Origin of the sequence: Aquibium sp. A9E412 (genome assembly GCF_030398335.1) — a bacterium.
GTDB lineage: Bacteria > Pseudomonadota > Alphaproteobacteria > Rhizobiales > Rhizobiaceae > A9E412.
Genome location: NZ_JAOAOP010000091.1, coordinates 1 through 11,039 on the forward strand (window position 1 = coordinate 1; position 11,039 = coordinate 11,039).

Below are 11,039 nucleotides of genomic sequence, written 5' to 3' on the forward strand. Positions count from 1 at the left end.
TGCGTTTCACGGAATCGCAGACCGGCTCTAACTCATTGTTTTCCCGCGTTTCCGAACGGCGAACCGGTTTCCACTTCGCCTGGAAACGCTATAGCGCGGTTCTGCGAGTCGGCGAAAGGCCGACCGGCTCTGGCGCCCTGCCGCGGGCCGGCTACTCGGCCGCCTCGCGCCGCTGCGGCTGGCGCCGCGTCCTGGCCGGCTTGGTCGGCGCCTTGTGCTGCGCGGCGATCGGCGAGACCTCGGCCATCGGGAAGGCGTCGACGGCGACCACTGCGTCGACGGCCGCCTCCGCCTCCTCGAGCCGCCGGAGCTCGTCGGCGCTGATGACGCCCTTGTCGCGCGCCGCCTGCCGGTCGCGCAGCTTCGCCTCGCGCATCTTCTTCTCGATCGGCGCCACCGACAGCACCAGCGCGAAGGCCTTCTCCAGATCCTTCATCGGATGCTCGGCATGGCCCTCGCCGAGATAGAGATCGGGCGTCAGCCGCTCGCGCTGCGGCGAATCGCGCATCAGCGCCTCGGCCACCGCGGTGGTGTCGCGGTCCGACGGCGTCGGATCGGGCACGCCGGCCGGGAAGGCGACGAGCCGCACGACAAGCGCGGCCCAGCGGGCCGGCAGGTTGTCGAGCACGCCGGTGAAGGCGTCGGCGAGCCGCGCCCGGCCCTGCGCCATCACGTAGTCGACGATGACGCGATCCTCCTCCGGCCGGCCCTCCTCCTCGAAGCGCTTGAGCACCGCGCCGAGCAGGTAGAGCTCCGACAGGATGTCGCCGAGCCGGGCGGAGATCATCTCCTTGCGCTTGAGCGCGCCGCCGAGCGTCAGCAGCGACAGGTCGGACAGCAGCGCGAAGGCCGCCGCATAGCGCGAGAGCTGCTTCCAGTGGTGCCCCATCGCCGTGCCGAGCGGCGCCGGGCCGATGCGGCCGCCCGTCCAGCCGCGCGCGAAGGCGCGCCCGGCGGTCGCCAGCGCGTGGCCGACATGGCGCCAGAACGCCTTGTCGAAGCCGTCGAGCCCGCGCTTTTCGTCCTCGTCCGACAGCGCCAGGAGCTCGTCGAGCATGTAGGGATGCGAGCGGATCGCGCCCTGGCCGAAGATCATCAGGTTGCGCGTCAGGATGTTGGCGCCCTCCACCGTGATGCCGATCGGCACCGAGCGGTAGTGGCTGCCAAGATAGTTCTTCGGCCCGTCGATGATCGTCTTGCCGCCATGGATGTCCATCGCGTGCTCGATGGATTGCCGCATGCGGTCGGTGGCGTGGTACTTCATGATCGCCGACACGACCGACGGCTTGTGGCCCTGGTCGAGCCCGGCGATGGTCACGCGCCGCGCCGCGTCGATCAGATAGGCGTTGGCGGCGATGTCGGCGAGCGGCTTCTGGATGCCCTCGAACAGGCCGATCGGCAGGTTGAACTGGCTGCGGATGCGCGCATAGGCGCCGGTGGCGCGCGCGCACATCGCCGCCGAGGCGGCCGACTGCGAGGGCAGCGAGATGCCGCGCCCGGCCGCCAGCGCCGTCATCAGCATCTTCCACCCGTGGCCGATCTGCTTCTCGCCGCCGAGGATGCGGTCGAGCGGCACGAACACGTCCTTGCCGTAGAGCGGCCCGTTCTGGAAGAAGGTGAACTGCGGCACGTGCCGGTCGCCGTGACTGACGCCGGGCGTCGCGGTGGGCAGCAGCGCCACGGTGATGCCGAGATCCTCGCCGCGGCCGAGATGGTTGTCGGGATCGCGCATCTGGAAGGCCAGCCCCATCACGGTCGCCACCGGGCCGAGCGTGATGTAGCGCTTGTGGAAGTTGAGTCGCACGCCGAGCACCTCCTCGCCCTCGAACGTGCCGTACTCGACGACGCCGGTGTCGGTCATCGCCGCGGCGTCGGAGCCGGCGTCGGGCGAGGTCAGGCCGAAGCACGGGATCTCGCGCCCGTCGGCCAGCCGCGGCAGCCAGTGGTCGCGCTGCGCGTCGGTGCCGAAATGCATCAGCAGTTCGCCGGGGCCGAGCGAGTTGGGCACCATCACGGTGACGCCCGCAACCACGCTGGCCGACGACACGGTGCGCACGACCTCCGAATGGGCGGTGTTGGAGAACCCGAGGCCGCCGTACTTCTTGGGGATGATCATGCCGAAGAACTTCTTCTCGCGCATGAAGTCCCACACCGGCTTGGGCAGGTCGCGGTCCTCCCACACGAGCTTCCACTCGTCGACCATGGCGCACAGCTCGCGCACCGGGCCGTCCATGAAGGCCTGCTCCTCCTGCGACAGCCGGGCCGGCGGCAGCGCCATCAGCTCGTTCCAGTCGGGATTGCCGGTGAACAGCGCCCCGTCCCACCACACCGAGCCGGCGTCGATGGCGTCGCGCTCGGTTTCCGAGATCGGCGGCATGATCTTGGCCGCCCACTCGTAGATCGGCTTGGTGATGCGGTCGCGGCGGAAGGTGCGCAGGCTCATCGGAGCGCTCCTGTGTTGTTCGAAACTCGCTCGCGGGAAACGCCGCGCCGGATCGCGCGGTTCCTCGTCCGCCGGGCGCGCGTGCCCGGCGGCGGAGCTTGGACGTCATCCCGAATCTAGGGCGTCGCGCGACAGCTTGCCAGCGGCGCGGCGTCCGGCCCGGCGAGCGCGTCGTGCAGCGTCGCCGCCGCGCCCTTGGTCCACCACACGTAGCGCCCGCCGACATAGCGCGCGCCCGAGCCCGACGGCCCCACGGCGGCCACCACCGTCGCGTCCTGCCAGGCGAAGACGGCGAGCGAGACGTCGGCCGCGTTGATGTAGTCGACCGTCAGCGCGCCGCCATCCTCGCAGGCATAGGCGACGCTGCGCCGCTCGACCGCCGCGGCCTCCGGCACCGCGACGGTGAATTCCGCGGCCTGCACCTTGGCGGGGCAGGCGGAAACCGCCGCCGCGAGCACGGCGGGCAGGAGTGCGGCGGATTTCGGCATGACGGGCTCCTTGGCTGTCCGGAAGAAAAAAGGCAGGGCGGCAGCCGGCTACAGCTTGCCGTCGCTCGACATCAGGATCGCCACCGGCCGCGTCGACGGGCTGGCGGCCAGCGCGATGACGATGATCGAGGTCATCGGAATGGCCAGGATCGCCCCCGGCAGCCCCCACAGCGCCGACCAGAACGCAAGCGAGACGAGCACGACGAACGGGCTGAGATTGACCGACTTGCCGATCATCGACGGCTCCAGCTTGTTGCCGACATAGACCTGCGCCAGCGTCAGCAGCACCAGCGCCACGAGGACCGGGCTGATGGCGCCGAACTGGGCCACCGCGAGGATCACCGGGAAGGCGACGCCGACCAGCGAGCCGATGTAGGGAATGTAGTTCAGCACGCCGATGACCAGCGCCCAGAAGAAGGCGAAATCGATGCCGATGGCGACCATGATGACGTAGGAGATCGCCGCCAGGATGATGTTGACCAGCGTCTTGGTGCCGAGATAGGCGCCCACCTTGTAGTGGATCTCGTGATAGATCGACATGATGCGCCCGGCCTCCTCGCGGCCGGTGGCGAGCTTCAGCTTCTCGGCGAAGAGCAGCCGCTCGGCCAGCAGGAAGCTGGTGTAGATGACGATCAGCGTGAGCTGGCCGGAGATGCTCGCCGTCGACGACACGATGGCGATCATCCAGCCGCCGAGGTCGAGCCGCTCGAGCGTCATCTCGCGGATCGTCTCCCAGGTCGGCTTGTTCTGCACGCCGAACATCTCGGCGAGCTGGCCGGCCATCGCGACGATGTTGGCCTGGTAGCGCGGCATCGCCGCCACCAGGCTCTCGAAGCTCATCGACACCAGGACGACGACCAGCGCGAGCAGCAGCACGAAGACGAGCAGCGCGGCGAGATAGCGCAGCCAGGTCGGCGCCCGCCCGACGACCGGCAGCCGGCCGATCGCATCGGCCGCCGTCGACAGCACGTAGGCGGCGATGACGGCCACCGCGATCGGCAGGATGACGGCCTGGCCGACATACAGGATCCAGCAGATCAGCGCCGCGAAGGCGGTGAGATAGAAGGAGAGCTGCAGCTTCTTCAGGGACATGCGTGGCCAGCCGGCGATCGCGTCGTCTGGCGGCGGGCGCGCCCGCCGCGCTCGGGTTCATCGCGCACGACAATGCCGGCGATCGCCGCGCCGCGCAACGCGCCGTGTCGCGCCTTTGCCGGCTCAGCCGCCGGTTGCCGCCCGGATCAGCCGTCGCGCATCCTCGCTCGCCCATTCCGCCGGGCCGTTCATGTGGGCGAGCAGGCAGCCCCGTTCGTCGACGAGCAGCGTCACCGGCAGGCCGAGCGCCAAGTTGCGCCGCTTCAGCGTGTTGAAGAGCTCGATCGTCTCGTCGCGATAGAAGGCGAGGTTCTCGACGCCGATCTCGGCGAGAAAGGCCTTCGGCTTGGCGTCGTCACCGGCATCGACATTGACCGCCACGACCTCGAAGTCCGTATCGCCCTCGGCCACCTGCAGCGCGTCGAGCGCCGGCATCTCGGCGCGGCACGGCGCGCACCAGGTCGCCCACAGATTGACCAGCAGCGTCTTGCCCTCGCGGTCGCCGAGCGTCATCGGCTGGCCGTCGGGCCCGTCGAAGGCGAGGTCGGCGAGCGAGCGCGGCGCGTCGGCCACCAGCATCGCCGCCACCTCGCCGCTCGCCGCCTGCCGGACGGCCGCCACAGTCGCCGGATCGGGCGTGCAGGCGGCGACGTCGCCCGCCCCGGCCTGCCTGCCGGAACCGTTGTTGCCAGAGGGCCCGCCGGTCACGTATACGGCAAGGCCTCCGGCCAGGAGGCCCGCGACTGCGGCCAGCGCGATCAGGCGGAAGGTCGGAAGCTGCATTTTTTCCCGTTCGCCAGGGTCGACATAGTCCAGGACCGGTTAGCACGATGAGCGACAAGACTGCCAGCAACCGCATGTGGGGCGGGCGATTCGCCGCGGGGCCGTCGGCGGTGATGGAGGCGATCAACGCCTCGATCGGCTTCGACCGCAAGCTCTACGCGCAGGACATCCGCGGCTCGCTGGCGCATGCCGCGATGCTCGCCGAGACCGGCATCATCACCGCCGAGGACGCGGCGCGCATCGCCGACGGGCTGAAGGCGATCCTGGCGGAGATCGAGGCCGGCGACTTCGTCTTCGAGCCGCGCCTCGAGGACATCCACATGAACGTGGAGGCGCGGCTGGCCGCGCTGATCGGCCCGGCCGCCGGCCGCCTGCACACGGCGCGCTCGCGCAACGACCAGGTGGCGCTCGACTTCCGCATGTGGGTGCGCGACGAGCTGCAGCGCACGGCCGGGGCGCTGCGCGGCCTGATCGAGGTCTTTCTGGCGCGCGCCGAGGAGCACGCGGCGACCGTGATGCCCGGCTTCACCCATCTGCAGAGCGCCCAGCCGGTCACCTTCGGCCATCACCTGATGGCCTATGTCGAGATGTTCGGCCGCGACCTGTCGCGCGTCGAGGCGGCTCTCGAGCGGCTCGACGAGTGCCCGCTCGGCGCCGCCGCGCTGGCCGGCACCGGCTTTGCCATCGACCGCCACCGCACCGCCGCCGCGCTCGGCTTCCGCGAGCCGACGCGCAATTCGATCGACACCGTGTCGGACCGCGACTTCGCGCTCGACTTCCTGTCGGCCGCCTCGATCTGCGCCACGCACCTGTCGCGGCTGGCCGAGGAGATCGTCGTGTGGTCGACGCCGCAGTTCGGCTTCGTGCGCCTGTCCGATGCCTTCTCGACCGGCTCGTCGATCATGCCGCAGAAGAAGAATCCGGACGCCGCCGAGCTGATCCGCGCCAAGACCGGCCGCGTCAACGGCCATCTGGTGGCGCTGCTGACGGTGATGAAGGGCCTGCCGCTCGCCTATTCCAAGGACATGCAGGAAGACAAGGAGGCCGTCTTCGACGCCGCCGAGACGCTCGACCTGATGCTGGCGGCGATGACCGGCATGGTCGGCGACCTGACGGTCGACAAGGCGGCGATGAAGCGCGCCGCCGGCGCCGGCTTCGCCACCGCGACCGACCTCGCCGACTGGCTGGTGCGCGAGGCGGGCCTGCCCTTCCGCGAGGCGCACCACGTGACCGGCCGCGCCGTGGCGCTGGCCGAGGAGCGCGGCCGGCCGCTCGACCGGCTGGCGCTCGCCGACCTGCAGGCGATCCATCCCGCGATCACCGACGACGTCTTCTCGGTGCTGTCGGTCGCGAGCTCGGTGCGCAGCCGCACCTCCTATGGCGGCACGGCGCCGAGCGAGGTGCGGCGCCAGATCCGCGGCTGGCGCAAACGCCTGAAGCGCGATGCGCGGCGGGCGAAAGGCCGCTGAGGCATCGTCGGAAAACCGCTTCACACCTTTCGCCATCATGGTCTAGAACCATGCGCACGCGGCAACACGACCAACGGGACGGCTCGGCGACATGACGGCATCGAAATATCTTGCATTCGCCGCGCTCGCCGCCGCTCTGGCGCTTGCCGGTTGCGGCCGCAAGGCGCCGCTCGACACGCCCTACGAGGCGGCGGTCGAGGCGCGCAAGCAGGCCGAGCGCAACGACGAGCCGCTGCCGCCGGAGCCCGAGCCGCCGGTCGAGGACCGTCGCTTCATCCTCGATCCGCTGATCGACTGACCCGGCATCATCGCGAGGCCCAGCGCCGGTGAACCACTTCCAGTACCGCGACGGCGTGCTGTGCGCCGAGGACGTGCCGCTGCCGGCGATCGCCGCGGCAGTCGGCACGCCGTTCTACTGCTATTCCACCGCCACGCTGGAGCGCCATTACCGCGTCTTCGCCGGCGCTTTCGCCGATCTCGATTCGCTGGTCTGCTACGCCATGAAGGCGAACTCCAACCAGGCGGTGCTGGCGACGCTGGCGCGGCTCGGCGCCGGCGCCGACGTGGTCTCGGAGGGCGAGCTGCGCCGGGCGCTGGCCGCCGGCATCCCGGCCGGGCGGATCCTGTTTTCCGGCGTCGGCAAGACGGCGGCCGAGATGGACGCCGCGCTGTCGGCCGGCATCCTGTGCTTCAACGTCGAGAGCGAGCCGGAGCTCGAGCTGTTGTCGCAGCGCGCGGTGGCGATGGGCCGCACGGCGCCGGTGTCGCTGCGCATCAACCCCGACGTCGACGCGCGCACCCACCGCAAGATCGCCACCGGCAAGGCGGAGAACAAGTTCGGCATTCCCTGGCAGCACGCGCGCGCCGTCTACGGCCGGGCCGGCGCGCTGCCGGGCATCCGCGTCACCGGCATCGACATGCACATCGGCAGCCAGATCACCGAGCTGCAGCCCTTCGACGCCGCCTTCGCGCTGCTCACCGAGCTGACCGAGACGCTGCGCGGCGACGGCCATTCGATCGAGCATGTCGACCTCGGCGGCGGCCTCGGCATCCCCTACCGCCACGACGACGACCCGCCGCCGCTGCCCGACGCCTATGCCGCGGTGGTGCGCCGGCACGTCACGCGGCTCGGTGTCAAGGTGGTGTTCGAGCCCGGCCGGCTGATCGCCGGCAATGCCGGCGTGCTGGTCTCCAGCGTCATCTACGTCAAGCACGGCGACGCCAAGACCTTCCTGATCGTCGACGCGGCGATGAACGACCTGATCCGGCCGACGCTCTACGACGCCTACCACGCCATCCGGCCGGTCGCCGAGCCGGCGCCGGGCGCCGAGACCATGCTGGTCGACGTCGTCGGCCCGGTCTGCGAGACCGGCGACTACCTGGCGCACGACCGGGCGCTGCCGCGCCTAAAGCCGGGCGACCTGGTCGCCGTCGGCTCGGCCGGCGCCTATGGCGCGGTGCAGTCGGGCACCTACAACAGCCGCCTCCTGGTGCCGGAGGTGCTGGTCAGCGGCGACCGCTTCCACGTCGTCAGGCCGCGGCCGACCTATGACGACCTGATCGGCCTCGATTCGCTGCCCGACTGGCTGTAGCGCCGGCGCGTCCGGCGCGACGTCGCCGCCGGCGTCCGGGCGCCGTGGCGCGCGGTGCGAGCGCATCGACGCCACGGCTGCGCCGGCGATCACGATTTCGCCAGCCCGCCTCGCCTTCGCCGTCTTTCTTGCTATTGTCTTGCGGTGACGCAACCGCACGGTCCGGCGCGCGACGGCGCGCATGCGGGCCGGGAAAGGGCCGATGGCGAAGGCTCCGCACGACAGCCAGTCCGCAGCGCCGCGCGGCGCGGAGGCGCCGGCGCAGCTCCTGCCCGCGCGGCTTTCGGCCACGCGCCTCGTCACCGGAGCGGCGATGACGGTCGAGCGGGCCTGGCCGCTGGTCCTGCCGCTCGTCGTGCTCGTCAGCCTGTTCTTCAGCCTCGCCTGGCTCGGCGTCTTCCGCGCCCTGCCCGACTGGGCCCGCCTGACGCTGGTCGCCGGCTTCGCGCTCGCCGCGCTCGCCGCGCTGTGGCCGCTGCGCGGCTTCCGCCTGCCGGCCGCCGCCGAGATCGACCGGCGCATCGAGCGCGCCAACCGGCTCGAGCATGCCCCCGTGTCGACCCAGACCGACCGGTTGTCGGCCGGCGACGCCTTCGCCGACGCGCTGTGGCGGGAGCACCGGCGCCGCATGGCGGCGCGGCTGAAGAACCTGACGGGAGACCTGCCGCGCACGCGCGTGCCCGACCGCGACCCGTGGGGCCTGCGCGCGGCCGCCGCGCTGCTGCTCGTCGTCGCCTTCGCCTTTTCCACCGGCCCGTTCGGCGGCCGGCTCGGCGACGCCTTCCGCTCGGCCGCGGGCGCGACCGCGGTCCCGGCGCGCATCGACGCCTGGGTGACGCCGCCCGCCTACACCAACACCGCGCCGATCTTCCTGACGGCGGACGCCAATGCCGAGACCAGCACCTTCACCGTGCCGCAGAACAGCGAGCTCGCCGTGCGCGTGGCCGGCGGTTCGGGCGACGAGACGCTGGTGCTCGACGGCGCGCCCGATGCCGAGGGCGCGGCGGCCGACCCGGCGCCCGGCGGCGATGCGCGGCAGTTCACGCGCCGGCTTTCCGGCGACGCGACGGCGACGCTCGGCCGCGGCGAGGAGACGCTCAAGAGCTGGCGCTTCCGCGTCGTCGCCGACACGCCGCCGATCATTCGCTTCACCGAGGATCCCGCGCGCGCCGTCAACGGCGCGCTCGAGCTCGCCTACCAGATCGACGACGACCACGGCGCCACCGCCGCCGAAGCCGACTTCGCGCTCGCCGCGCCGGACGAGGCGGCGCGGCCGCTCTACGGCCCGCCCGAGATGGCGCTGTCGGTGCCCGCGCGGCGCGGCGACGGCACCGCCGAAAGCAGCGCCGACCTGACCGAGCATCCCTGGTCGGGCGCGCGCGTGCGCCTGACGCTCGAGGCGCGCGACGCGGCCGGCCAGACCGCGCGCAGCGAGACGCGCACGATCGTGCTGCCGGAGTGGCCGTTCACCAACCCGCTCGCCCGCGCGCTGATCGAGCAGCGCCGCATGCTGGCGCTCGACGCCAACGCGCAGCGCCGCGTGGTCGACCTGATCGACGCGCTGACGCTGCGGCCCGAGGACACCTTCGACAACGCCGCCCACTTTCTCGGCCTGTCCACGGTGCGCACGCGGCTTGCCATGGCCGGAAGCGACGCCGCGCTGCGCGATGTCGTCGACTACATGTGGGAGGTCGCCCGCAACATCGAGGACGGCGACCTGACGGCGGCCGAGCGCCGCCTGCGCCAGGCGCAGGAGGCGCTGCGCCAGGCGCTGGAGAACGACGCCAGCGACGAGGAGATCGAGCGCCTGATGGCCGAGCTGCGCGAGGCGATGCGCGAGTTCCTGCGCGAGTTCGCCGAGCGCGCCATGCAGAACCCCAACCTGGCGCAGCAGATGCCGCAGGATGGCGAGATGATGCGGCAGGGCGATCTGGAGCGCATGCTCGACCAGATCGAGAACCTGGCCCGCTCGGGCGCCCGCGACCAGGCGCAGGAGCTGTTGTCGCAGCTTCAGGAGATGATGAACAACCTGCAGGCCGGCCGCCAGCAGCAACAGCAGCAGGGCGGCCAGCAGCAGTCGGAGATGCGCCAGCAGATGGACCGGCTGGGCGAGATCATGCGCCGCCAGCAGGAGATGATGAACGAGACCTTCCGCCTCGACCAGATGCAGCGCGGCCAGCGCCAGCCCGGCCAGCCGGGTCAGCAGGGCCGCCAGCCCGGCCAGCGCGGCGAGGACGGCCAGCAGCCCGGCCAGGGTCAGGGCATGAGCCCGGAGGAGCTCGCCGAGGCGCTGCGCGGCCTGCAGCAGGGCCAGGGCGACCTGCAGGGCGAGCTCGAGGCGCTGATGCGCGGGCTTGAGAACCTCGGCATCCAGCCGGGCGAAGGCTTCGGCGAGGCCGGCGAGGCGATGGGCCAGGCCGAGAGCGCGCTCGGCGGCGGCGAGGGCGAGCGCGCCGTCGGCGAGCAGGGCCGCGCGCTGGAGGCGCTGCGCCGCGGCGCGCAGGACATGATGAACCAGATGCAGCAGGCCATGCGCGGCCAGCAGGGCGGCGGCGAGGAAGGCGGCCGCCAGCAGAACGCCGACCGCGACCCGCTCGGCCGGCCGCGCGCCACCACCGGTCCCGATTTCGGCGACACGGTCGAGGTGCCCGACGAGATCGACATCCAGCGCGCCCGCGAGATCCTGGAGGCGATCCGCCGCCGGCTCGGCGACGCGCTGAGCCCCGAGGTCGAGCGCGAGTATCTCGAGCGGCTGCTCAACATCCGCTAGCGTTCCAGGCGCAGTGCACACCGGTTCGCCGGCCGCAAACGCGTCAAGACCAGAAGCTGCAGCCGGTCTGCGATTTCGCGAAACGCAGCACGGCTCCAGCACACGCGCCGCATCCCGTCATTGCGACGGCCGCACGCGAGACGGTCGGCCGCGCCGGGAATGCTGCGGTGCGAACGGTGGCCGCCCCCCTTCTCCCTGCATGCGGGGAGAAGGGGCGATCCTCGATTACCTGTGGGGCGCAAACGCTCCCTTCTTCCCGCACGCGGGGAGAAGGTGTCAGTGGGTCATCCGCGTCGCTCGCCATCAACCCCTTCTCCCCGCACGCGGGGAGAAGGTGCCCCGAAGGGGCGGATGAGGGGCGGCGCCGGCGTTCGCCGCAAGGCGCCGCCATCCCTGCAAAAA

The 11,039-nt window shown here is 71.6% G+C and carries 8 protein-coding genes; 4 read left to right on the forward strand and 4 right to left on the reverse strand.

Annotation, left to right across the window (positions count from 1 at the left end):
- Positions 1–151: 151 nt before the first annotated feature.
- From N1F89_RS19250 to N1F89_RS19265, 4 genes are all read right to left on the reverse strand, one after another.
- Positions 152–2,443 carry an acyl-CoA dehydrogenase gene (locus N1F89_RS19250; RefSeq protein WP_290086058.1) on the reverse strand — a complete coding sequence of 764 codons (2,292 nt, stop codon included), beginning with the start codon at positions 2,441–2,443 and terminating at the stop codon, positions 152–154.
- 116 nt (positions 2,444–2,559) lie between these two features.
- Positions 2,560–2,931 (reverse strand): MliC family protein, encoded by a 372-nt coding sequence (locus tag N1F89_RS19255; RefSeq protein ID WP_290086059.1) that lies wholly within the window; start codon positions 2,929–2,931, stop codon positions 2,560–2,562.
- 48 nt (positions 2,932–2,979) lie between these two features.
- On the reverse strand, positions 2,980–4,023 hold the full coding sequence (locus tag N1F89_RS19260) for an AI-2E family transporter (RefSeq protein ID WP_290086060.1): 1,044 nt from the start codon (positions 4,021–4,023) through the stop codon (positions 2,980–2,982).
- A 123-nt stretch (positions 4,024–4,146) separates the two neighbouring features.
- Complete coding sequence (locus N1F89_RS19265; protein WP_290086061.1) at positions 4,147–4,806, reverse strand: TlpA disulfide reductase family protein; 660 nt, start codon at positions 4,804–4,806, stop codon at positions 4,147–4,149.
- 47 nt (positions 4,807–4,853) lie between these two features.
- On the opposite strand from N1F89_RS19265, the gene argH reads away from it, so the two are divergent.
- From argH to N1F89_RS19285, 4 genes are all read left to right on the forward strand, one after another.
- On the forward strand, positions 4,854–6,275 hold the full coding sequence (gene argH, locus N1F89_RS19270) for an argininosuccinate lyase (RefSeq protein ID WP_290086062.1): 1,422 nt from the start codon (positions 4,854–4,856) through the stop codon (positions 6,273–6,275).
- Positions 6,276–6,366: 91 nt separating this feature from the next.
- Positions 6,367–6,573 (forward strand): lipoprotein, encoded by a 207-nt coding sequence (locus N1F89_RS19275; RefSeq protein ID WP_290086063.1) that lies wholly within the window; start codon positions 6,367–6,369, stop codon positions 6,571–6,573.
- A gap of 28 nt (positions 6,574–6,601) precedes the next feature.
- Complete coding sequence (gene lysA / locus N1F89_RS19280; protein WP_290086064.1) at positions 6,602–7,867, forward strand: diaminopimelate decarboxylase; 1,266 nt, start codon at positions 6,602–6,604, stop codon at positions 7,865–7,867.
- Positions 7,868–8,069: 202 nt separating this feature from the next.
- On the forward strand, positions 8,070–10,637 hold the full coding sequence (locus N1F89_RS19285; protein ID WP_354670340.1) for a TIGR02302 family protein: 2,568 nt from the start codon (positions 8,070–8,072) through the stop codon (positions 10,635–10,637).
- Positions 10,638–11,039 lie beyond the last annotated feature (402 nt).

What these genes read in the sequence shown, in the direction of transcription:
- N1F89_RS19250 (WP_290086058.1), bottom strand. Translation starts at nt 2,443, where the DNA reads ATGAGCCTGCGCACCTTCCGCCGCGACCGCATCACCAAGCCGATCTAC.
- N1F89_RS19255 (WP_290086059.1), bottom strand. Translation starts at nt 2,931, where the DNA reads ATGCCGAAATCCGCCGCACTCCTGCCCGCCGTGCTCGCGGCGGCGGTT.
- N1F89_RS19260 (WP_290086060.1), bottom strand. Translation starts at nt 4,023, where the DNA reads ATGTCCCTGAAGAAGCTGCAGCTCTCCTTCTATCTCACCGCCTTCGCG.
- N1F89_RS19265 (WP_290086061.1), bottom strand. Translation starts at nt 4,806, where the DNA reads ATGCAGCTTCCGACCTTCCGCCTGATCGCGCTGGCCGCAGTCGCGGGC.
- argH (WP_290086062.1), top strand. Translation starts at nt 4,854, where the DNA reads ATGAGCGACAAGACTGCCAGCAACCGCATGTGGGGCGGGCGATTCGCC.
- N1F89_RS19275 (WP_290086063.1), top strand. Translation starts at nt 6,367, where the DNA reads ATGACGGCATCGAAATATCTTGCATTCGCCGCGCTCGCCGCCGCTCTG.
- N1F89_RS19285 (WP_354670340.1), top strand. Translation starts at nt 8,070, where the DNA reads ATGGCGAAGGCTCCGCACGACAGCCAGTCCGCAGCGCCGCGCGGCGCG.